At 53.6% G+C, this 21,431-nt stretch carries 22 protein-coding genes; 13 read left to right on the forward strand and 9 right to left on the reverse strand.

Annotated elements, in window-relative coordinates; translation table 11 throughout:
* Positions 1 to 126: 126 nt before the first annotated feature.
* Complete coding sequence (locus BEI65_RS21380; protein ID WP_099065016.1) at positions 127 to 2,271, forward strand: lysine decarboxylase LdcC; 2,145 nt, start codon at positions 127 to 129, stop codon at positions 2,269 to 2,271.
* Here the strand turns inward: BEI65_RS21380 and BEI65_RS21385 are convergent.
* On the reverse strand, positions 2,268 to 2,813 hold the full coding sequence (locus BEI65_RS21385; RefSeq protein WP_099065017.1) for a MarR family winged helix-turn-helix transcriptional regulator: 546 nt from the start codon (positions 2,811 to 2,813) through the stop codon (positions 2,268 to 2,270). The two genes, BEI65_RS21380 and BEI65_RS21385, sit on opposite strands and share 4 nt — an antisense overlap.
* Positions 2,814 to 2,962: 149 nt before the next feature.
* Here BEI65_RS21385 and BEI65_RS21390 point away from each other — a divergent pair, with 149 nt between their 5' ends.
* From BEI65_RS21390 to BEI65_RS21425, 8 genes are all read left to right on the forward strand, one after another.
* Positions 2,963 to 3,196 (forward strand): thioredoxin family protein, encoded by a 234-nt coding sequence (locus BEI65_RS21390; protein WP_012146476.1) that lies wholly within the window; start codon positions 2,963 to 2,965, stop codon positions 3,194 to 3,196.
* A gap of 123 nt (positions 3,197 to 3,319) precedes the next feature.
* On the forward strand, positions 3,320 to 3,709 hold the full coding sequence (locus tag BEI65_RS21395; protein WP_099065018.1) for a VOC family protein: 390 nt from the start codon (positions 3,320 to 3,322) through the stop codon (positions 3,707 to 3,709).
* An 88-nt stretch (positions 3,710 to 3,797) separates the two neighbouring features.
* A complete protein-coding gene (cadC, locus tag BEI65_RS21400; RefSeq protein ID WP_099065019.1) occupies positions 3,798 to 5,354 on the forward strand; it encodes a lysine decarboxylation/transport transcriptional activator CadC in 1,557 nt (518 codons plus the stop codon).
* A 359-nt stretch (positions 5,355 to 5,713) separates the two neighbouring features.
* Entirely contained in the window at positions 5,714 to 7,063 is a 1,350-nt protein-coding gene (gene cadB / locus BEI65_RS21405) for a cadaverine/lysine antiporter (protein ID WP_099065020.1), read from the forward strand.
* Between the two features lie 80 nt (positions 7,064 to 7,143).
* Positions 7,144 to 9,285 carry a lysine decarboxylase CadA gene (cadA, locus tag BEI65_RS21410; protein WP_099065021.1) on the forward strand — a complete coding sequence of 714 codons (2,142 nt, stop codon included), beginning with the start codon at positions 7,144 to 7,146 and terminating at the stop codon, positions 9,283 to 9,285.
* 66 nt (positions 9,286 to 9,351) lie between these two features.
* The gene (gene dtpD / locus BEI65_RS21415; protein ID WP_099065022.1) at positions 9,352 to 10,800 is read left to right on the forward strand and encodes a dipeptide permease DtpD; all 1,449 of its coding nucleotides are present in this window, start codon (positions 9,352 to 9,354) and stop codon (positions 10,798 to 10,800) included.
* 56 nt (positions 10,801 to 10,856) lie between these two features.
* Complete coding sequence (tilS, locus tag BEI65_RS21420) at positions 10,857 to 12,167, forward strand: tRNA lysidine(34) synthetase TilS (RefSeq protein WP_099065023.1); 1,311 nt, start codon at positions 10,857 to 10,859, stop codon at positions 12,165 to 12,167.
* A 17-nt stretch (positions 12,168 to 12,184) separates the two neighbouring features.
* A complete protein-coding gene (locus BEI65_RS21425; protein WP_181575030.1) occupies positions 12,185 to 12,502 on the forward strand; it encodes a cytochrome c in 318 nt (105 codons plus the stop codon).
* 69 nt (positions 12,503 to 12,571) lie between these two features.
* Here BEI65_RS21425 and rof read toward each other — a convergent pair whose 3' ends face one another.
* Entirely contained in the window at positions 12,572 to 12,829 is a 258-nt protein-coding gene (rof, locus tag BEI65_RS21430; RefSeq protein ID WP_349289746.1) for a Rho-binding antiterminator, read from the reverse strand.
* Positions 12,822 to 13,022: a YaeP family protein gene (locus BEI65_RS21435; RefSeq protein WP_012146467.1), complete on the reverse strand. Its 201-nt coding sequence runs from the start codon at positions 13,020 to 13,022 to the stop codon at positions 12,822 to 12,824. Before BEI65_RS21435 ends, rof begins: the two co-directional genes overlap by 8 nt.
* 213 nt (positions 13,023 to 13,235) lie before the next feature.
* Between BEI65_RS21435 and BEI65_RS21440 the strand changes: the two genes are divergently transcribed.
* Genes BEI65_RS21440 through nlpE form a run of 3 tightly spaced genes read left to right on the forward strand, consistent with a single transcriptional unit; the run spans position 13,236 to position 14,914 of the window.
* Complete coding sequence (locus tag BEI65_RS21440; RefSeq protein WP_099065025.1) at positions 13,236 to 13,784, forward strand: YaeQ family protein; 549 nt, start codon at positions 13,236 to 13,238, stop codon at positions 13,782 to 13,784.
* A gap of 3 nt (positions 13,785 to 13,787) precedes the next feature.
* Entirely contained in the window at positions 13,788 to 14,201 is a 414-nt protein-coding gene (arfB, locus tag BEI65_RS21445; protein ID WP_099065026.1) for an alternative ribosome rescue aminoacyl-tRNA hydrolase ArfB, read from the forward strand.
* 29 nt (positions 14,202 to 14,230) lie between these two features.
* Positions 14,231 to 14,914: an envelope stress response activation lipoprotein NlpE gene (gene nlpE, locus BEI65_RS21450; protein WP_099065027.1), complete on the forward strand. Its 684-nt coding sequence runs from the start codon at positions 14,231 to 14,233 to the stop codon at positions 14,912 to 14,914.
* A 51-nt stretch (positions 14,915 to 14,965) separates the two neighbouring features.
* Here nlpE and proS read toward each other — a convergent pair whose 3' ends face one another.
* The 6 genes from proS to metN all read right to left on the reverse strand — a co-directional run bounded on the left by proS (position 14,966) and on the right by metN (position 20,590).
* The gene (proS, locus tag BEI65_RS21455) at positions 14,966 to 16,684 is read right to left on the reverse strand and encodes a proline--tRNA ligase (RefSeq protein ID WP_099065028.1); all 1,719 of its coding nucleotides are present in this window, start codon (positions 16,682 to 16,684) and stop codon (positions 14,966 to 14,968) included.
* Between the two features lie 123 nt (positions 16,685 to 16,807).
* Positions 16,808 to 17,515: a tRNA (N6-threonylcarbamoyladenosine(37)-N6)-methyltransferase TrmO gene (tsaA, locus tag BEI65_RS21460; protein ID WP_099065029.1), complete on the reverse strand. Its 708-nt coding sequence runs from the start codon at positions 17,513 to 17,515 to the stop codon at positions 16,808 to 16,810.
* A complete protein-coding gene (rcsF, locus tag BEI65_RS21465) occupies positions 17,512 to 17,916 on the reverse strand; it encodes an Rcs stress response system protein RcsF (protein WP_085118874.1) in 405 nt (134 codons plus the stop codon). Before rcsF ends, tsaA begins: the two co-directional genes overlap by 4 nt.
* A gap of 120 nt (positions 17,917 to 18,036) precedes the next feature.
* On the reverse strand, positions 18,037 to 18,852 hold the full coding sequence (locus tag BEI65_RS21470) for a MetQ/NlpA family lipoprotein (RefSeq protein ID WP_004952177.1): 816 nt from the start codon (positions 18,850 to 18,852) through the stop codon (positions 18,037 to 18,039).
* A 60-nt stretch (positions 18,853 to 18,912) separates the two neighbouring features.
* Positions 18,913 to 19,566 (reverse strand): methionine ABC transporter permease MetI, encoded by a 654-nt coding sequence (locus BEI65_RS21475; RefSeq protein WP_012146460.1) that lies wholly within the window; start codon positions 19,564 to 19,566, stop codon positions 18,913 to 18,915.
* A complete protein-coding gene (gene metN / locus BEI65_RS21480) occupies positions 19,559 to 20,590 on the reverse strand; it encodes a methionine ABC transporter ATP-binding protein MetN (protein WP_099065030.1) in 1,032 nt (343 codons plus the stop codon). The genes BEI65_RS21475 and metN overlap by 8 nt, the downstream gene beginning before the upstream one ends.
* 187 nt (positions 20,591 to 20,777) lie before the next feature.
* Here metN and gmhB point away from each other — a divergent pair, with 187 nt between their 5' ends.
* Positions 20,778 to 21,341 carry a D-glycero-beta-D-manno-heptose 1,7-bisphosphate 7-phosphatase gene (gene gmhB / locus BEI65_RS21485; RefSeq protein ID WP_099065031.1) on the forward strand — a complete coding sequence of 188 codons (564 nt, stop codon included), beginning with the start codon at positions 20,778 to 20,780 and terminating at the stop codon, positions 21,339 to 21,341.
* Positions 21,342 to 21,431 lie beyond the last annotated feature (90 nt).

Genomic DNA, 21,431 nt, shown 5'->3' on the forward strand with positions numbered 1-21,431 from the left:
TTAAGTGAACGGTGTTAGCCTCCGGGCGGTTTTTTTTTGGCTGATGAAAAGGGAGCTTTTGGGGTACACAGTCCGGGTTTTTCATGTTGTTATAGATGATTGCTGGTTAACTGACAGGAGCAGCCGTTGAATATCATCGCGATCATGAGCCCAGCGGGCGTTTATTACAAAGACGAGCCGATCCGCGAGCTTCACACCGCACTGACTGCAATGGATTTCCAACTGGTGTATCCGAAAAACAGCGGTGACCTGTTAAAGCTGATCGAGGCCAACGCGCGCATTTGCGGAGTGATTTTTGACTGGGACGATTACAGCCTGGAATTGTGCAGTGACATCAACGAGCTGAATGAATATCTGCCGTTGTATGCATTTATCAACACCCACTCCACCTTTGATGTCAGCCTGCATGAAATGCGTATGGCGCTGTATTTCTTCGAGTACGCCCTGAATGCGGCGGATGATATTGCCCAGCGCATCCAGCAATACACTGACGAATATATCGATACCATTACGCCGCCCTTGACCAAGGCGCTGTTTAACTACGTGCGTGAAGGGAAATACACCTTCTGTACCCCAGGGCACATGGCCGGCACTGCGTTTCAGAAAAGCCCGGTCGGCTGTTTGTTCTACGACTTTTTCGGTGCCAATACTCTCAAAGCCGACGTTTCGATTTCGGTTACCGAACTGGGTTCGTTGCTGGATCACACCGGCCCGCATCTGGAGGCCGAAGAGTATATAGCGCGTACTTTTAACGCCGAACAGAGTTATCTGGTGACCAACGGCACCTCCACTGCCAACAAAATTGTCGGCATGTATTCGACGCCGACCGGCAGCACGGTATTGATTGATCGCAACTGCCATAAATCCTTATGCCATTTGCTGATGATGAGCGATATCGTCCCGATCTACCTGCGCCCACTGCGTAACGCCTATGGCATTCTCGGTGGCATCCCACAGCATGAGTTTACCCATGAGAGCATTGCTGGCCGGGTCGCGGCTACGGCTAATGCCAGTTGGCCGGTGCATGCGGTGATCACCAATTCTACCTATGACGGTTTGCTGTATAACACCGACTACATCAAACAGACGCTGGACGTGCCCTCGATCCACTTTGACTCAGCCTGGGTGCCCTATACCAACTTCCATCCGATTTACGATGGCAAGAGTGGTATGAGCGGTGAGCGCACGCCCGGCAAGGTGATCTACGAAACCCAGTCTACGCACAAATTGCTGGCGGCGTTTTCGCAGGCCTCGATGATCCACATTAAGGGTGACTATGACGAAAGCACCTTTAATGAAGCCTATATGATGCACACCACCACTTCGCCGAATTATGGCATCGTGGCCTCGATGGAAACCGCGGCGGCGATGCTGCGTGGTAATCCGGGGCGGCGTTTGATTAATCGCTCGGTGGAGCGTGCATTGCATTTCCGCCGTGAGGTACAGCGGTTACGAGGGGAGAGCGATAGCTGGTTCTTCGATATCTGGCAACCGGAGGAGATCGACGAGGCGCAGTGCTGGCCACTGAACCCGGATGATAACTGGCACGGTTTCGGCAACACCGACCGTGACCACATGTATCTCGATCCGATCAAGGTCACCATCCTGACGCCGGGCATGAATGAGTTGGGCATGCTGGAAGAGAGCGGGATACCGGCGGCGCTGGTGGCGAAATACCTGGATGAACGCGGTATCGTGGTAGAAAAAACCGGGCCCTATAACCTGCTGTTCCTGTTCAGCATCGGCATTGATAAAACCAAGGCGATGAGCCTGCTGCGTGGTCTGACCGATTTCAAACGCGCTTACGATCTCAATCTGCGGGTGAAGAACATGCTGCCGGATCTGTTTGCTGAAGATCCGGATTTCTACCGCAATATGCGCATTCAGGATCTTGCCGCCGGGATCCACAGTTTAATCCGTCGGCACGATCTGCCAGGCCTGATGCAGCGGGCGTTTGACGTGCTGCCTGAAATGAAGCTGACGCCGCATCAGATGTTCCAGCAACAGGTGCGCGGCAACGTAGAAACCTGCGAACTGGATCAGTTGGTTGGCAAGGTGGCGGCCAATATGATCCTGCCTTATCCGCCAGGGGTACCTTTGGTGATGCCGGGCGAGATGATCACCGAAGAGAGCCGTGCAGTACTCGATTTCCTGCTGATGCTGTGCTCGATCGGTGAACGTTATCCAGGCTTTGAAACCGATATCCATGGCGCGAAGCTGACCGAGGACGGACGTTATCTGGTGAAGGTGCTGAAAACGCCGCTGTCTTAAGCAAATTCCCGGCAAATCAGGTTCACGCTGCTTGATGGCAGCGGTTCCTGCGTCAGCCCACAAAATGGTTGGCCGTCCTGCCGCTGGTGATAACGGCAACGATGGCATTCGCCGAATAACGCCACGTTATCATCCTGCTTTTGCAACTGGCGCAGTAACTGCATCAACAGTTCCAGCAACTGCCCACCGTCCTGCTGCATGGCATCCTGCGCATTTTGTAAATAGGCCGGTGGGAACAGAGCATCCATCAATGCACGTGACTTGTCGGTCAGCTTTAACCTGACGCTACGGCGGTCCTTCTCGTCCGCAGTACGGGCGATCATCCCATTACTTTCCAGCTTTTTTAGCGATTGCGATACCGTGCCCTTGGTCAGGCCGAGATATTCCGCCACTGCCATCGGCGTGTTGGAGTAATGGTTGCAGCGTGCCAGATAATACAACGCGCTCAACTGCACCGGGGGCAGGTTATCCAGTTCTTCATGGTTGCGCAGCCAGCTGCGTTGCAGGCTATTCAGCCGCTCCAATAAATCAAACAGTCTCAATATGTACTCCTCATTAGGCTGTGAAAATAGTATCGATTAAAAACTATATTGACAAGTCAGGAACGAGGATTTATTGTGCATTTTGTTTCGAATCGAAACTAAATGTGAGTTCATTTCACTCATCACAGTCAGAAGCAAGGAGAATTATCATGACTAAGGCCGTTTTCTATCATGCCGGTTGCCCGGTTTGCGTCAGCGCAGAGCAGCAGTTGTTGGGTTTGTTGAGCCAGGATGTGCAGGTGGACGTGGTGCATCTGGGTGAAAAACCGGCGCGCATCGCCGAAGCAGAAAAAGCAGGAGTACAGAGCGTGCCGGCGCTGGTGGTGGATGGGCAGGTGCTGCACATCAACTACGGTGCAGCGTTGGCTGACCTTAAAGCCTGATCTGCCCGTGGCATTATAGATAGCTGAATGATAGCCCCGCCTTATGCTGCGGGGCTTTTTGCCGTTGACGTTGCCCGCGTCGCCGGATACCGTGCCTCATCAAAACGATCATGAGGCATCTCCATGTTGGCACTACGTCAGGTACATCACATCGCAGTCATTGGTTCAGATTATGCTGCCAGTAAGCATTTTTACTGCGATATTCTGGGTTTCACCCTGCTGGGTGAGTTCTATCGTGAAGAGCGTGATTCCTGGAAGGCGGATTTGGCGCTCAATGGTCAATACAGTATCGAACTGTTTTCATTCCCGTCGCCGCCGGCCCGCGTCAGCCGCCCGGAAGCCTGTGGCCTGCGCCATCTGGCATTCAGCGTCGACGATATCGAGCAGGCCATCGAGCACTTGCAGGTTGCCGGGGTGGTTTGTGAACCGGTGCGTGTCGATCCTTATACCCAGTCACGCTTCACTTTTTTCAGCGATCCTGATGGACTACCTCTAGAATTATATGAGGTATGAATGCTTAATCGGGGCGTATCGACGCAGGCCACGCCCTCATATGGTATTATCCCGCGCTTGCCGTACCCCCTTTTGAGTTATTTTCACTATGCAAGAACCTGTTTTTCGCGTTGGTGAGTGGTTGGTTACTCCCGCAGACAACAAAATAAGCCGTGACGGGCGCCAACTGGCGTTGGAACCCCGCTTAATCGATATGCTGCAATATTTCGCCCGACATCCGGATGTGGTGTTGAGTCGCGATGAGCTGATCGACAACGTTTGGAAGCGCAACATTGTCACCAATCATGTGGTGACCCAGAGTATTTCCGAACTGCGCAAATACTTGAAAGACGGGGACAGTAACAGCCCGGAATACATTATTACCGTGCCCAAACGCGGCTATAAGCTGGCCGCCCCGGTAATGTGGTGTGAAGGGGAAGAGGCGACGATGCCTGCGGTGCCACGGGTGGCGGTCATTACTCATGAGCCGGAAGATGGCAGTGAAGACGACGGCATAGATTATGAGCCGCCTAAACCCAGCGTGGCAAAAATGCCCGCAGCAAAACCGAAGGCGCCTTTTTATCGCCAATCTCCGTTCTGGGTCTGGCTGGCTTTCCTGACCGCGTTGAGTGCCTGCGTGGTGTTTGTGGCGATAGCCACTTTGTCACAGCGCATACCGGAATCCACGATGCCGGTGCTGATGAACCCGCGTGATATTGATATCCGCATTCAGGGTGGCAACAGTTGCAGTAACTGGACGCCGCAGCTTTCCTATGTCGTCGGCCTGAGCGAAGTGGTGACGGATTCGCTGAATACCTATTCCACCTTCCTGGTGCACGATCAAACCAACTATAACTACACCGGGCCCAGCAGTTCGGGTAAATCGCTGACCATAGAGTTCGTCAACCAGCGCCATTATCGCGCGCAACAATGCTTCCTGTCGGTGCGGCTGGTGGACAATGCGGACAGCTCGATCATGCTGGACAAGCGTTACTTTGTGACCACGGACAACCAGCTAAAAATCCAGGAAGACTTCCTGAGCAGTCTGTCTGTTGCACTTAATCAGCCGTGGCCGGCACCCCTGCAGCAGCGCCTGATGCAGCTGTTGCCCAACTCCGGCCCAGCCCTGCAACAGTATTATCAGGCACATCAGCTGCTGATCCAGGGGGATATCGATTCCCTGACCCATGCCAGCAATCTGTTGGGCGAAATGGCTAAAAACTCTCCAGACTTTATTTATGTTGCGGCGGAAAAAGCGCTGGCGGACTTGCTGCGTAACTCTTATCAACCTTTTGACAGCGTGCAACTGACGCAACTGGAGACGGAGATCGCCCGCCTGGATGCGCTGCCGGCATTAAAAGACAGCCCCATTATTCAGCAAATTCGTACGATACAGGCGCTGGGGGAGGGGAAAACCGATGAGGCGTATCAGGCGATAAATAAGGGTATCGAGCTGCAGATGTCATGGATGAATTATGTGTTACTCGGCAAGGTTTATGAGATGCAGGGTCATAACCGTTTGGCTGCAGACTCTTATATCACCGCATTTAATCTACGCCCGGGTGAGAATACTTTGCATTGGATCCGCAATGCCGTCTTCCATACCTCAGTTAACACCGTAGTTCCCTACCTCGAAAACTACAACCCAGACAAAGAGTCTCAATAATCTCACACCGCCGGGCGATATCATTGCTCGGCGGTGTTATTTATTGTGTTTTATTTGTTAAGTAAAATAACCCCGCGCGTTGATGAATCATCCTCTTTAATTCTCATTTGTTATTGCAATTAACATGTCTATTTTGTTGTTTTTATTGAATGTTTATCTTTTCTTGACCGCCTGTTTATCTCTTGATTTGTTAATGAAAAACCTCAATTTATCATTTGTATGATCATGAGCGTAATATCACTTTATCTTTAGGACTTTATTCCCGCCGATGATTAGCATCCTGACTATCAAGTCCGGTCATTAGCAAAATTGCATAACGACCAAGACTTATAAGAAATCAAAATCAGGAGAAACTGACCATGGCTTCATCCAAGAAAATAGGGCTTATTGCCTGCACCGGTGTCGTTGCCGGTAATATGATGGGGAGCGGCATTGCCTTATTACCCGCGAACCTGGCAAGTCTCGGTTCTATCGCTATCTGGGGATGGGTAATCTCCATTATTGGTGCGATGTCGCTGGCCTATGTTTATGCGCGTCTGGCCACCAAAAACCCACAACAGGGTGGTCCTATTGCTTACGCTGGTGAAATTTCCCCGGCATTTGGTTTCCAGACCGGCGTGCTTTATTACCATGCTAACTGGATCGGTAATTTGGCCATCGGCATTACCGCAGTTTCTTATCTCTCTACCTTTTTCCCAGAGCTGAACAATCCGGTGCCGGCAGGTATCGCCTGTATCGCCATCTTGTGGGTGTTCACCTTTATTAACCTGCTCGGCGGGACCTGGGTCAGTCGTTTGACCACCCTCGGCCTGGTGTTGGTGCTGATCCCGGTGATTGTGACCGCGACTGCCGGCTGGCATTGGTTCGACGCTGCAACCTATCACGCTAACTGGAACACTTCCGGTACCACCGACAGCCATGCGGTAATCAAAAGTATTCTGCTGTGTCTGTGGGCGTTCATCGGCGTAGAGTCTGCCGCCGTGAGCACTGGCATGGTGAAAAACCCGAAACGCACCGTACCGCTGGCAACCATGCTGGGTACCGCGCTGGCCGGGATTATCTACATTGCGGCCACTCAGGTGATGAGCGGTATGTTCCCGGCTAGCCAAATGGCTGCCAGCGGCGCACCGTTCGCCGTCAGTGCCTCTGCCATTATGGGTAACTGGGCCGCACCTCTGGTCTCTGCCTTCACCGCCTTTGCCTGCCTGACTTCACTCGGTTCTTGGATGATGCTGGTTGGCCAGGCTGGGGTCCGTGCCGCCAACGACGGTAACTTCCCGAAAGTGTATGGCGAACTGGATAAGAACGGCATTCCTAGAAAAGGCCTGCTGTTGGCCAGCTGCAAAATGACCGCGCTGATGGTGCTGATTACTGCCATGAGCTCCGGTGGTGGTAAAGCTTCCGATCTCTTCGGGATGTTGACCGGTATTGCGGTGCTGCTGACCATGTTGCCTTACTTCTACTCTTGCGTAGACCTGATCCGCTTTGAAGGCGTCAATATCCGTAACCTGCTGAGCCTGGTTGCATCGGTTCTGGGTTGTGGCTTCTGCTTCATCGCACTGATGGGGGCCGAATCGTTCGAACTGGCCGGCACCTTCATCATCAGCCTGATCATCCTGATGTTCTACGCCCGCAAAATGAATACCCGTCAGACAGCTAAAGCCAATGCTGTAGCCATCGACAACAGCTCGACGGCCAAAGCGCACTAACCCACTTCTTAATTCAGCCCCTTGCAACAACTGTTGTCATCCGTGATGGCAAGGGGCTCGCATTACCTGGAGAAATGATTATGAACGTTATTGCTATCATGAACCACATGGGTGTCTACTTCAAAGAAGAGCCCATCCGCGAACTGCACAACGCGCTGGAAAAACTGAACTTCCGCATTGTCTACCCTAACGATCGCGAAGACCTGCTCAAACTGATCGAGAATAATGCCCGTTTGTGCGGGGTGATCTTTGACTGGGATAAATACAACCTTGAGCTGTGCCAAGAAATCAGCGAATTGAATGAGTACATGCCGCTGTATGCCTTTGCCAACACCTATTCAACGCTGGACGTCAGCCTGAACGATCTGCGTATGCAGGTACGTTTCTTTGAATATGCGCTCGGTGCGGCCAACGACATTGCCGACAAGATCAAACAGAATACCGATGAGTACGTTGACACCATTCTGCCACCGCTGACCAAAGCGCTGTTCAAATACGTGCGTGAAGGTAAATACACCTTCTGTACTCCGGGTCATATGGGCGGTACCGCCTTCCAGAAAAGCCCGGTCGGCAGCCTGTTCTATGATTTCTTTGGCCCGAACGCGATGAAATCCGACGTTTCCATTTCGGTTTCCGAACTGGGTTCACTGCTGGATCACTCCGGCCCGCACAAAGAAGCTGAAGAGTATATTGCTCGCGTCTTCAACGCTGAACGCAGCTATATGGTGACTAACGGGACTTCTACCGCCAACAAAATTGTCGGTATGTACTCTGCACCTGCCGGCAGCACCGTGCTGATTGACCGTAACTGCCACAAATCGCTGACCCATCTGATGATGATGAGCGACATTACGCCGATCTATTTCCGCCCGACCCGTAATGCTTACGGCATCCTCGGTGGTATTCCACAGAGCGAATTTGCTCGCGCCACTATCGCTAAACGCGTGAAAGAGACGCCTAACGCGACCTGGCCGGTACATGCGGTAATCACCAACTCAACCTACGACGGTCTGCTGTATAACACCGACTTTATCAAGAGCACGCTGGATGTGAAATCCATCCACTTTGACTCTGCCTGGGTGCCTTACACCAATTTCCACCCGATTTATAAAGGCAAATGCGGTATGAGCGGTGGCCGCGTGGAAGGGAAGGTGATTTATGAAACCCAATCCACCCATAAACTGCTGGCGGCATTCTCTCAGGCTTCGATGATCCACGTGAAAGGCGACATCAACGAAGAAACCTTCAATGAAGCCTACATGATGCACACCACCACTTCACCGCACTACGGCATCGTGGCTTCTACCGAAACCGCAGCGGCAATGATGAAAGGCAATGCCGGTAAGCGTCTGATTAACGGTTCGATTGAACGTGCTATTAAGTTCCGTAAAGAAATCAAACGTCTGAACGTCGAGTCTGAAGGCTGGTTCTTTGACGTTTGGCAGCCAGAGCACATTGATGAAGCGGAATGTTGGCCACTGCGTTCCGACAGCGCCTGGCATGGTTTCAAAGGTATTGATAACGAGCATATGTACCTTGACCCAATCAAGGTCACCATGCTGACTCCTGGGATGAGCAAAGACGGCGAAATGGAGTCGTTTGGTATCCCGGCCAGTCTGGTTGCTAAATACCTTGATGAGCACGGCATCATTGTTGAAAAAACCGGCCCGTATAACCTGTTGTTCCTGTTCAGCATCGGCATCGACAAAACCAAAGCTCTCAGCCTGCTGCGCGGTCTGACTGACTTTAAACGCTCGTTCGATCTGAACCTGCGGGTGAAAAACATGCTGCCTTCGCTGTACAAAGAAGCACCAGAGTTTTATGAAAACATGCGCATCCAGGAACTGGCCCAGAACATTCACAATCTGGTGAAACACCATAACCTGCCAGACCTGATGTACCGCGCTTTTGAAGTGCTGCCGGCGATGGTGATGAACCCGTTCAAAGCCTTCCAGAAAGAGCTGCACGGCGAAGTGGAAGAGGTTTATTTGGAAGACATGGTGGGCAAAGTGAATGCCAACATGATCCTGCCATATCCTCCGGGTGTTCCTTTGGTGATGCCGGGTGAAATGCTCACCGAGGAAAGCCGTCCGGTGCTGGAATTCCTGCAAATGCTGTGCGAAATCGGCGCGCATTATCCAGGCTTCGAAACGGATATCCATGGTGCCTATCGCCAGGCGGATGGACGTTACACCGTGAAGGTGTTGAAAAACGATAAATAAGTGAAATCACAGGGGGAGGCGCTTGCGCTTCCCCTTTTGTCGTTCACCGACTGATGGGAGAAAACCATGAAAACACCCTCACAGCCGCGCGCAATCTACTATGTCGTAGCAATACAAATTTGGGAATATTTCAGCTTTTACGGCATGCGTGCGTTACTTATTCTCTATCTTACCCACCAACTTGGTTATTCCGATAGCCGCGCCATTAGCCTCTATAGCGCCTACGCTTCCCTGGTCTACGTCACACCGATCCTCGGCGGCCTGCTTGCCGATCGCCTGTTGGGTAATCGCGTCGCGGTCATTGCCGGAGCGGTACTGATGACGTTGGGCCATATCGTGCTCGGTCTGAGCGCCGTCTCGACGCATTCACTCTACCTGGCACTGTCGATCATCATCTGTGGCTACGGCCTGTTTAAATCCAATATCAGTTGCCTGCTGGGCGAGTTGTATCAACCGCAGGACACGCGCCGTGAAGGTGGCTTTTCACTGCTGTATGCCGCCGGTAATGTCGGCTCGATCCTGGCACCCATTGCCTGTGGACTGGCGGCCGAACGCTACGGCTGGCACGTCGGCTTTGCGCTGGCGGGGATCGGCATGCTGGCCGGGTTGACGATCTTCTTGTTCGGCAGCCGTCATTTCAGCCATACGCGCGGCGTAGATCGGGCGCAGATGTGCGTTACCACGCTGCGGGTACCGAACTGGGTATGGCTAAGTGCCATGCTGTTATTGGCACCGCTGTTCTTCACTGCGCTGTTCATTTACGATCTGGCCGGCCAATTGCTGATGCTGGTGTGTGCTGCTGCGGTAGTGATGGTGATACGTATTATGGCCCGGGCCACAACGGTGCAGCGCCGTGGGTTGTGGCAGATAGTGATGTTGATGCTGTTGGGCACCTTGTTTTGGGCCTTTGCCCAGCAGGGGGGCAGTTCGATCAGTCTGTTTATCGATCGCTTTGTCGACCGCCAATGGTTTTCCTGGACGGTGCCGACTGCATTGTTCCAGTCGGTTAACGCTTTTGCCGTGATGTTTGGCGGTGTGATGCTGGCCTGGTTGGTACGGGGTAACGGCAATGGCAGTCGCACCCTGCGTATTTGGGGAAAGTTTGCCTTTGGTTTGCTGCTGATTGGCGTCGGTTTTACCCTGATGGCGCTTAACGCCCGTTACGGCCAAGGGTCAATGAGCCTGATGATCGCCGGGCTGTCGGTGATGGGGCTTGCCGAACTGTTTATCGATCCGGTCGCCATGGCACAAATCACCCGGCTGAATATCCCCGGCGCTACCGGGGTGCTGACCGGTATTTATATGCTGACCACCGGCTCGATAGCCAATTACCTGGCCGGCATTATCGCCGGTCAAACCGCTGAAGACCCGGCTACGGGAGCGACGGCGCAGGCCTATGTCCACCTGTTTGCACAAATTGGTTGGTGGGCATTGGGATGCACGGCGGCAGTGGTGGCAGTGTTGGCCATGTGGTGGTTGCTGGCCGGTCGTCATATCCGTGCGGTTAATGCTTGATTGATGGTAGGACGGGGGTTAACGTGCAGCTATCTGGACGTCATTAAGCCTAATCAATGAATAGCAATCAATTATCTGCACAGCTTGCCCGCCAATTGGGCGCACACCGGCACTTGCTGGTGGCATTCAGTGGCGGGCTGGATTCCAGCGTGCTGCTGCACCTGCTGGTGGGGTTACGCCAGCAATTGCCAGACTTGCAGCTTCGTGCAGTACACGTGCATCACGGCCTGAGTGCTTTTGCCGACCAGTGGGTGGCGCACTGCCGGCAACAATGCGCCGCCTGGCAGCTACCCTTGGTGGTTCAGCACGTGCAGGTTGATAGCCAGCACGGGGGGATCGAAGCCGCAGCCCGGGCGGCACGCTATTCTGCTTTTGCCTCTACGCTGGCGGCCGATGAAGTCTTGCTTACCGCACAACACCTTGACGACCAGTGTGAAACCTTCCTGTTGGCACTAAAGCGTGGCAGCGGGCCGGCGGGCCTGTCGGCAATGGCTGTACAGACGGCGCTGGGGGAGAATAGCTTGCTGCGCCCACTGCTGGGTCACTCTCGCCAGCAGTTGGAAGCCTACGCGCAGCAGCATCAGCTCAGCTGGATTGACGACGACAGTAATCAGGACTCGCGCTTCGACCGCAATTTTCTGCGCCTGCAGATATTGCCGTTGCTCAACCAGCGCTGGCCGCACTTTGCCGCTGCGACGGCGCGTAGCGCCAGCCTGTGTGCCGAGCAGGAGCAATTACTGGATGAGCTGCTGGCAGAGCAACTGCACTTGTTGCTCGACGAAGACCGTACGCTGGCGATTGATGGGTTACTGACGTGTTCGCCAGCCCGGCGTTTTGCTTTGTTGCGCCGTTGGATCGCGTTATTTGGCGTTACCATGCCTTCACGCGAACAGTTGCAACGGCTATGGGACGAAGTGGCGCTTAGCCGCGCTGATGCCGAACCGCAATTACAACTGGGGCAATATCAGATCCGCCGCTTCCGCCGACGCCTGTCTTTGCTGCCACTGATGGCGGATCTGCATGATATCTGGCTAAGCTGGTCATTGGCAGGCCCGCTGACACTGCCGGATGGATTGGGTGAGCTGGTCAGTGGAGAGGGCGATATTTGCCTGTGCGCGCCGCAACCCCAGCAAAAAGTCAGCATTCGTTTTACCGCTCAGGGCAAACACCGCATTCTTGGGCGCACGCATTCGCGACCGATCAAAAAACTGTGGCAGGAGTTGGGTATTCCTCCGTGGCAGCGTGAGCGTATCCCGTTGATCTATTATGATGACCAGCTTATCGCTGCGTTGGGGGTTTTTGTCAGCGAGGCCGGACAAGTGCCCGAAGGGCAGCAACCCTGGCGGCTGCATTGGCGTAAAAAATAATAATAGACTGAGGAACCATGATGAAATTTGTGAGCGCAATGGTAGTGATGTTGGGGTTGTGCAGTTTGCCGGCGATGGCGGCGGGCGATGCGGCTGCTGGCAAGGATAAATCCGCCAGTTGTATGGCCTGTCACGGGGCGGAAGGGAAGGTTTCAATGCCCATGTACCCGAACCTGGCAGGGCAAAATGCCATGTATCTGGAGCATGCGTTGCAGGCGTACAAGAAAGGCGAGCGTAACGGGGGGCAGGCGGAAGTGATGAAAGCCTACGTTTCCGCGCTGTCTGATGAGGATATTGCCGATCTGGCGGCCTACTATGCCAGTCTCAAACCCTAGGCCAGCCTGAAGCTACAAATGACGAGGGCAGCCGTTGGGCTGCCCTGTTGGGATGGCGTTACCGCTAAATCAATCAGACAGGCTGACGACCACGGTACCGATTTCCGGATGACTGAAACTGAGGATGTGATCCAGACGCAAGCTGAGAGCATCGCCGGCCCGATCGATAATCAGGTACTCAACGCCCTTGGTAAACTTCAGCTCGGTGGCTTTGCCTTCGAGTTTTTCTCCGTCGCGTAACTCCAGCTTCAGAATGTAGTTATGCTGACAGGCGAGTTCCAGGCTTTCATAGTCATCGCAATTGATGGATTGGTACTCATCATTCATCAACATAGTCGCTCACCAATAAGTTAGCGGCGGCAAAGGCCGCCTGTTCCCTAACGGAGGACGGTAGCGTGCTATTCGCAGCAACTTCGTCCAATGCCTTTAATACACATGCTAACGCATCAGGCACGTAGCCGAGATCACCACTGCCGATCTCGGCGTAAAAACGGCGTACTAACTCACAGTATTGTTGCACAGTTTCCTCCCTTAAGAACCTCTGCGTCATCGAAGCCCTATAGCGATGAGGCGCAGGCACTCGGAGCTTGACTCTATCCTAGACGACTATAGCACAGCTATTGTGGAGTTATTAGCACCTCAGCGCGGCTTTCGCACCGGGCTTTGCCCGGCCGTGCTGGCCGCGGTTGGGCCAAATCTAGTACACTGTCGCCTGATAATAATGAGGTCACCCATGGCGCTGAAAGCTACTATTTATAAAGCCACGGTCAATATCGCTGATATGGACCGTCACTTCTACCACGACGCCACGCTCACTCTGGCCCAACATCCTTCTGAAACTGAACAGCGCATGATGCTGCGTCTGCTGGCCTGGATCTGCCATGCCGATGAGCGTCTGGTGTTTACCAAAGGCCTGAGCGCCGATGATGAGCCGGAAATCTGGCGACGTAACGATCATAACGGGCTGGAAATGTGGATCGAAATGGGCCTGCCGGATGAGAAACGCATCAAGAAAGCCTGCAACCAGTCACCGCGCGTGGTGCTGTACGCTTACGGCGAACGCGCGGGCCACGTGTGGTGGCAATCGATGCAGAGCAAAGTGGCAAACCACAAAAACCTAAGCATCCGTTTTCTGGATGATGAACAATTAGGCAAGCTGGCGGCGCTGGTCAGCCGCAATATGACGCTGCAGGCCACGCTGCAAGAGGGAACTATCTGGCTTTCTGACGCTCAGAATAGTCTGGAAATCCAGTTTGCCGAATGGCAACAGGCACAGGTGTGACCGGTGCTTGAACTGTCAAGAAACGTAGCCATACCGGATAACGAAGTGGAGTTGACGGCGATCCGCGCGCAGGGCGCGGGTGGCCAGCACGTGAACAAAACCTCAACGGCTATCCATTTGCGCTTTGACATCCGGGCATCCAGCCTGCCAGAGTATTATAAAGAAAGGCTGCTGGCCCTGAATAATCATTTAATTACCGCCGATGGCGTAGTGATTATCAAAGCGCAGGAATATCGCAGCCAGGAATTAAACCGCGAGGCGGCGCTGGCCAGACTGGTTACGTTGATCCAGCAGGCGATGGTGGTGGAAAAAACACGCAAGGCGACCAAGCCCACTAAAGGGGCAAAATTACGTCGTCTGGAAGGCAAGGTACGCAAAGGCGCGACTAAAGCGCTGCGCGGCAAGATCCGTAGTTAAGGACACATGAACACAGTAGGAGAATAACTGTGAAAAAAATTACACTGGCCCTGTTTTTAGCGGCAGGGGCACTTTCGTTACTGGGATGTAATAACCACTACCAGCCGAAAGAACAACTTCTTCAGGCGATGCAGCAAAGTTATCAGGGCGTGCTGCCTTGTGCTGACTGCGGTGGTCTGGATACCAATCTGTTCCTGGATAAAGACGGCACTTTCGTGCTGCAGGAAACCTATCGTGGCACCAAAGACGGCGATCAAACCTTTGCTGACTACGGCAAATGGGCGCGTACCGCCGATAAGCTGGTGCTGACCGACAGCCGTGGTGATAAGCGCTATTTCCGTCCGGTAGGTAAAAGTTTGGAAATGCTTGATCAAACCGGCATGCCGATTGAGTCGCAGCTAAATTACCGCCTTGATCCGGTAGAAAAAGCCTTGCCCAAAACGCCGATGTCGCTGAAAGGCAGCTACACCTACATGGCGGATGCGGCGGTGTTTAAAGACTGCGCCACCGGTAAGACTTTCCCGGTCGACAATACTATTGCGCTGGAGCAGGGTTATGCCAAGGCGTACAAAACGCCGGGTGAACCGGTGTTCCTGACCCTGAATGGCCACTTTAGCGTTCAGCCGTCAATGGAAGAGGGGCTTACCGAGAAGGCACTGGTGCCGGACGGAAAAATCGCCTTCGACCGCAGTAAAAATTGCGATAGCAAATAATCGCCATAAAAAAACCCGCCTAGGCGGGTTTTTAGTTTCTGCAATAGCGGATTAGCGCTTGATCTGTCCCAGCAGGAAATCAATGACTTCGCCGGTTTTAATCATTCGCTTCTCGCCGACACGGCGGTTCTTGTACTCAATCTCTTCGCTGTCGAGGTTACGATCGCCGATCACGATAGAATGCGGTACGCCGATCAGTTCCATATCCGCGAACATCACGCCTGGACGCTCTTTACGGTCGTCGAGGATCACGTCGATACCCTGGGAACGCAGCGTGTTGTACAACTCTTCTGCCAGCGCTTGCACGCGGAAGGATTTGTGCATGTTCATTGGCAGAATCGCCACCTGGAACGGCGCAATAGCGTCCGGCCAGATGATGCCACGTTCGTCATGGTTCTGCTCGATAGCGGCAGCGACCACGCGGGTGACCCCGATACCATAGCAGCCCATGGTCAGCACCTGATTACGGCCGTCTTCGCCCTGTACGGTGGCTTTCATCGCTTCTGAGTATTTGGTGCCGAGCTGGAAGATATGACCCACTTCGATACCGCGCTTGATCAGCAGCGTGCCTTTACCATCCGGGCTGGCGTCGCCTTCTACGACGTTACGGATATCGGCAATCTGTGGCAGCGGCAGATCGCGCTCCCAGTTGATACCGAAGTAATGTTTACCGTCGATGTTGGCACCTGCACCAAAATCACTCATCGCCGCTACGCTGCGATCGGCAACCACGGGAACCTGCAAATTGACCGGACCGAGTGAGCCTGGGCCTGCACCCACGATGGCGCGGATCTCTTCTTCGGTGGCAAAGACTATCGGAGCAGCAACTTGCGGCAGCTTCTCGGCCTTGATTTCGTTCAGTTCGTGATCGCCACGCACCAGCAGAGCAACCAGCTTGTGGCCGCTGTCTTCTTTGGCCCGTACCAGCAACGTCTTGACGGTTTTTGTCACCGGCAGTTGGAATTGCTCTACCAGCTCGGCGATGGTTTTGGCATTCGGCGTATCCACAATGCGCAGTTCTTCACTGGCTGCAGCACGAGGTTCGGCCGGGGCAACCGCTTCTGCCAGTTCGATATTGGCGGCAAAGTCGGAGCCGGTGGAAAACACGATATCGTCTTCACCACTGTCGGCCAGCACCTGGAATTCGTGTGATGCGCTACCGCCGATCGAACCGGTATCGGCATCCACCGGACGGAAGTCCAGACCCATACGGCTGAAGATTTTGCTGTAGGCTTCGTACATTGCTTCGTAGGTTGCCTGCAGAGATTCCTGTGAGGTATGGAACGAGTAGGCGTCCTTCATCAGGAATTCACGCGAGCGCATAACGCCGAAACGTGGGCGCACTTCATCACGGAACTTGGTCTGAATCTGGAAGAAGTTCATCGGCAGCTGCTTGTAAGAGCTGATCTCGTTACGGATCAGGTCGGTGATCACTTCTTCGTGGGTTGGACCCAGCACGAAGGGACGATCGCCGCGATCAACAAAGCGCAGCAGCTCAGGGCCGTACTGTTCCCAACGGCCGCTTTCCTGCCATAAATCGGCAGGCTGTACCACCGGCATGCAAACTTCGATCGCGTTAGCATTGTTCATTTCTTCGCGAACGATGTTTTCAACCTTTTTCAGAACGCGCAGGCCGGTTGGCAGCCAGGTATAAAGACCGGAGGCCAGCTTGCGAATCATCCCGGCGCGCAGCATCAGCTGGTGGCTGATCACTTCGGCATCGGCAGGTGTCTCCTTCAGAGTGGAGAGCAGATATTGGCTAGTACGCATGGTGTTTTGGTTCCGTTAGAACTGCAAATTGCAACCGGCTGCCAGTAGTAGGGCAGCCAAAATTTTCGAAAGTAATTTAGTTTACCAGTGCGAGCGGGTTGTCAAAAGAGAGACGGTGGAATTTTAACGCAGGTCGAGAGACAGCACCTCGGTTTGTTGATCCACCACTCGCCAACGCACGTTGAAATCCAGTAGCCAGACGGCATAATCCCGTTCCGCTGATTGCCCCTTGCGGTAGGCGGGACGCGGATCCTGAGCCAGCACCTGGCTGATGAACCGCCGCAGGTGCGGATAACGCTGTTGATGTTGCTGCAGCTGTTGTTCCGCCTCTGGGGCAAAGCATACCGGCATATCCCCGGCGGGTGCTGCCTGAGCAAACCCGGCGCGGGCCTGCGGCTGGCTTTCGGCAAACGGCAGATAGGGTTTGATATCCACCACCGGCGTGCCGTCGACCAGATCGAGACTGCCCAACTCCAGCACCACTTCACCGCCCTGCACCCGTACGCCTTTTAATTCGATCAGCGACATGCCGAGCGGGTTGGGGCGGAAGGTCGAACGAGTGGCAAATACCCCCATCCGGGCATTACCGCCGAGACGGGGTGGCCGGACGGTGGGCCGCCAGCCGCCTTCCATGGTTTGATGGAAAATAAACATCACCCACAGATGGCTGAACTCACTGAGGCCGCGTACCGCTTCCGCCTGATTATAGGGCGGCAGCAGCACTAACTCACCGCCACCGTCTTCGACCAACCCCGGTTGGCGGGGAACGGCGAACTTTTCTTTATACGGTGAACGGATGGTACCGATCTGATTGAAAACAAATTCGGTCATTTGGACGAAACGTTAAGCGCTGAACCCTGGCAAATAGCCTGTTGGTAACAGCCGGCAACACCGCTGACAATCTGGCAGTCATGCAACAGCACGGCATTAGCCTTCATATAAGAGGCGCGGATTTGCATACGCTTACGGGCGGTCGCCAGATTCGGCGGTGAATCCTGTACCGTTGTCTGGCAGGATTCGCCAGAGACTTCACCCAGATCGCGGAATGGTTTACCCACTAATTCTTCTGCACTTTTGTACAGTTTAACCGGGGCCGGACGTGCTGCTGGCGTGGTTTTCGTCGGAGTGGTTGTTACCGGTTTGCTGGTGCTGTTTGTTGACGGGGGCGCAAAACGCTGCGACGAACACCCTGCCAGCGCAAGCGCTAACAAACAGAGAGGTAAAGCACGCATTGAGATTCCTCTGCCTTGATGGAATAGGTAAGTGGCGCTATTGAAGCAATCTATGGTGGAAATAACAAGACGGGCCGTAGCCCGTCCTGCAATTATAGGAATAAATTCGGTAATTAATGATTACCAGCCTTTAACTGCACCACCGTTAAAGATCTTGTTAGCCGCTTCGTTCACTTCGTCAGACTGGTAAGCCTGAACGAATTTCTTCACGTTTTCCGCATCTTTGTTGTCTTCGCGGGCAACCAGCAGGTTAACGTACGGTGAGTCTTTATCTTCAACAAACAGACCGTCTTTTGCTGGAGTCAGGCCAATCTGGCTGGCGTAAGTGGTGTTGATTACCGCCAGGGCGATTTGCTGATCGTCCAGTGAACGTGGCAATTGTGGGGCTTCCAGCTCGACCAGCTTCAGGTTTTTCGGGTTTTCAGTCACGTCCAGCACGGTTGGCAGCAGGCCAACACCGTCTTTCAGCTTGATCAGGTTAACCTTCTGCAGCAGCAGCAGGGAACGGCCCAGGTTGGTTGGGTCGTTAGGCAAGGCAACCTGAGAACCGTCTTTCAGCTCGTCCAGCGATTTGATTTTCTTGGAGTAACCGGCAATCGGGTAAACGAAGCTGTTACCGACCGACACCAGCTTGTAACCGCGATCCTTGATCTGCTGATCCAGGTACGGTTTGTGCTGGAAGGCGTTCAGATCGATATCCCCTTTGCTCAGCGCTTCGTTTGGCAGCACATAGTCATTGAAGGTCACCAGTTCGACGTCCAGACCGTATTTCTCTTTTGCCACTTTTTGCGCGATTTCAGCGACCTGCTGTTCAGCACCCACGATTACGCCGACTTTGATATGGTTTGGATCTTTTTCTTCCTGACCGCAGCCTGCCAGAGCCAGAGTACCGATCAGTGCGCCGATTGCCGCGATGGATTTAAATTTTAACGACATATCCCTTCCTCATTAGACTCGCATTTGAAATACGCTGTGTAAGCGCAGTTGCTGTAAAAGTTATTTATGGGTGACGGCCTTGACGATCCGGTCACCGAAGAACTGAATCAAATAGACCAGCACCACCAGTAATACTAATACGGTATTCATTACTGTGGCGTTATAACCGATATAACCGTACTGATAGCCAATCTGTCCCAGACCGCCTGCGCCTACTGCGCCCCCCATGGCGGAATAACCCACCAAAGTGATCAAGGTAATGGTAGCGGCGTTGACCAGGCCCGGCAGGGCTTCCGGCAGCAGCACCTTCTTGATGATTTGCATTGGCGTCGCTCCCATCGCACGGGCAGCTTCTACCAGACCGGATGGGATCTCCAGCAAGGCGTTCTCGACCATACGGGCAATAAAGGGTGCCGCGCCCACGGTCAGCGGAACGATAGCTGCCTGCAGACCGATCGAGGTACCGACGATCAAACGAGTAAATGGAATCATCCACACCAGCAGAATAATGAACGGAATGGAACGGAAAACGTTCACCAGGCCGGACAGCGTTCTATATAGCGTGTTGTTGGCGGCGATTTGCCCGGGACGGGTCACATACAACAGCACGCCAACCGGCAGGCCAAGCACGAAACCGAAGAAGCCGGAGACAAAGGTCATCATGACGGTTTCCCACACGCCACGTGCCATTAACCACATCATTGCCTCAGACATAACCCAGAACCTCTACTTTTACCTGATTTTCCTGCAGGAATTTAATCGTTGCCAGCGCGTCTTCATCACTGCCGTGCAGCTCTGCCAGCATCACGCCGAATTTAACACCGCCGGCATAATCCATCTGCGCACTGATAATGTTGTTGTTAACGTTGAAGCGACGGACGGCCTCTGACAGCAGCGGTGCATCAACGGACTGGCCGGTGAACTCCAGACGCAGCAGAGGCTGACGGCCGCCACTGCGTTCCGGTGCCAGGCGCTTGGCGTAGTCATCCGGGATATCCAAATGCAGCGTGGCCTGAATAAACTGTTGGGCCAGCGGGGTTTTCGGGTGGGAGAACACCTCGCTGACGCTGTCTTTCTCAATCAATTGACCCTGACTGATAACCGCAACCTGATCACAGATTCGTTTAACCACGTCCATTTCATGAGTGATCAACAGGATGGTCAGGCCGAGACGACGGTTAATGTCTTTCAGCAGTTCCAGAATGGAACGGGTGGTGGCCGGGTCCAGCGCGCTGGTGGCTTCATCACACAACAAAACTTTGGGTTGGCTTGCCAGCGCACGGGCAATTGCCACGCGCTGCTTCTGGCCGCCCGACAGGTTGGCTGGGTAGGCGTCATGTTTGTCTGACAGCCCGACCAACTCCAGCAACTCAGTTACGCGTTTTTTGATTTCAGCGCGGGGAGTGCTGTCCAATTCCAGCGGCAATGAAACGTTGCCAAACACCGTACGGGAGGATAACAGGTTAAAGTGCTGGAAAATCATGCCGATCTGACGGCGAGCGCGCGTCAGTTCGCCTTCAGACAGCGAAGTCAGATCCTGTCCATCAACCAGCACCTGGCCGGAGGTTGGGCGCTCAAGCATGTTGGCGCAGCGGATCAGCGTGCTCTTACCGGCACCTGATGCACCGATAACGCCATAAATTTGCCCGGCAGGGACGTGAAGAGTCACGTCAGAGAGCGCGGTAATGGTGCGCGAACCCTGCTGGAACACTTTGGTGATGTTAGAAAGTTTAATCATATTCTTCTTATTTTAGCGTGGTTGCCCGTGGCTAGATAAAAGTAAACCTTGGCGTGGACCAAGGTATGGATCAGATGTTAAGGCGTCTAGACGTCTAAGTCAACGATCAACGCGGTTCTCTGCCGTTCTCAGCACTGGGTAAAACATGCGATACTGTCCGCGTTTTCAGGCCCTCAGGAGCAAACCGGTGACACAAAGCGTTCCAGCAATTTTCCTCGATCGTGATGGCACGATTAATGTTGACCATGGCTACGTCCATGAAATCGATAATTTCCACTTTATTGATGGCGTGATTGACGCCTGTCGTGAACTTAAAAAGATGGGCTTTGCTCTGGTCTTGGTGACCAACCAGTCCGGCATCGCACGCGGCAAGTTCAGCGAAGAGCAATTTATGTACCTGACCGAGTGGATGGACTGGTCGCTGGCCGATCGTGATGTTGACCTGGATGGCATCTATTTCTGTCCGCATCACCCAGAAGCAGTAATAGAAGAGTTCCGTCAGGTGTGTGACTGCCGTAAACCTCAACCGGGCATGTTATTGCAGGCGCAGCAGGAATTGAACATTGATATGGCTGCTTCTTATATGGTTGGCGACAAACCGGAAGACATGCAGGCAGCAATCGCAGCAGGTGTTGGGACCAAAGTGCTGGTGCGTACCGGCAAACCGGTCACTGAACAAGGTGAGAAACTGGCGGATTGGGTGTTAAACAGCCTGGCAGACCTGCCGGAAGCCATCAAAAAGCGGGTTTAGTAGACGTTATGCATGAATAGTGAGCTGTCAGATAAAAAGTGAATATAAACCCTTGTCATTCTGAACCAGCTCCCTATAATGCGCCTCCAT

The sequence above is a fragment of the Serratia sp. BW106 genome, assembly GCF_002607755.1.
GTDB classification, from domain to species: domain Bacteria; phylum Pseudomonadota; class Gammaproteobacteria; order Enterobacterales; family Enterobacteriaceae; genus Serratia; species Serratia proteamaculans.

What these genes read in the sequence shown, in the direction of transcription:
- dtpD (WP_099065022.1), top strand. Translation starts at nt 9,352, where the DNA reads ATGAAAACACCCTCACAGCCGCGCGCAATCTACTATGTCGTAGCAATA.
- tsaA (WP_099065029.1), bottom strand. Translation starts at nt 17,515, where the DNA reads ATGACCGAATTTGTTTTCAATCAGATCGGTACCATCCGTTCACCGTAT.
- cadB (WP_099065020.1), top strand. Translation starts at nt 5,714, where the DNA reads ATGGCTTCATCCAAGAAAATAGGGCTTATTGCCTGCACCGGTGTCGTT.
- BEI65_RS21470 (WP_004952177.1), bottom strand. Translation starts at nt 18,852, where the DNA reads ATGTCGTTAAAATTTAAATCCATCGCGGCAATCGGCGCACTGATCGGT.
- cadC (WP_099065019.1), top strand. Translation starts at nt 3,798, where the DNA reads ATGCAAGAACCTGTTTTTCGCGTTGGTGAGTGGTTGGTTACTCCCGCA.
- BEI65_RS21395 (WP_099065018.1), top strand. Translation starts at nt 3,320, where the DNA reads ATGTTGGCACTACGTCAGGTACATCACATCGCAGTCATTGGTTCAGAT.
- BEI65_RS21390 (WP_012146476.1), top strand. Translation starts at nt 2,963, where the DNA reads ATGACTAAGGCCGTTTTCTATCATGCCGGTTGCCCGGTTTGCGTCAGC.
- proS (WP_099065028.1), bottom strand. Translation starts at nt 16,684, where the DNA reads ATGCGTACTAGCCAATATCTGCTCTCCACTCTGAAGGAGACACCTGCC.
- BEI65_RS21425 (WP_181575030.1), top strand. Translation starts at nt 12,185, where the DNA reads ATGATGAAATTTGTGAGCGCAATGGTAGTGATGTTGGGGTTGTGCAGT.
- BEI65_RS21440 (WP_099065025.1), top strand. Translation starts at nt 13,236, where the DNA reads ATGGCGCTGAAAGCTACTATTTATAAAGCCACGGTCAATATCGCTGAT.
- metN (WP_099065030.1), bottom strand. Translation starts at nt 20,590, where the DNA reads ATGATTAAACTTTCTAACATCACCAAAGTGTTCCAGCAGGGTTCGCGC.
- cadA (WP_099065021.1), top strand. Translation starts at nt 7,144, where the DNA reads ATGAACGTTATTGCTATCATGAACCACATGGGTGTCTACTTCAAAGAA.
- tilS (WP_099065023.1), top strand. Translation starts at nt 10,857, where the DNA reads ATGAATAGCAATCAATTATCTGCACAGCTTGCCCGCCAATTGGGCGCA.
- rcsF (WP_085118874.1), bottom strand. Translation starts at nt 17,916, where the DNA reads ATGCGTGCTTTACCTCTCTGTTTGTTAGCGCTTGCGCTGGCAGGGTGT.
- rof (WP_349289746.1), bottom strand. Translation starts at nt 12,829, where the DNA reads ATGAATGATGAGTACCAATCCATCAATTGCGATGACTATGAAAGCCTG.
- BEI65_RS21475 (WP_012146460.1), bottom strand. Translation starts at nt 19,566, where the DNA reads ATGTCTGAGGCAATGATGTGGTTAATGGCACGTGGCGTGTGGGAAACC.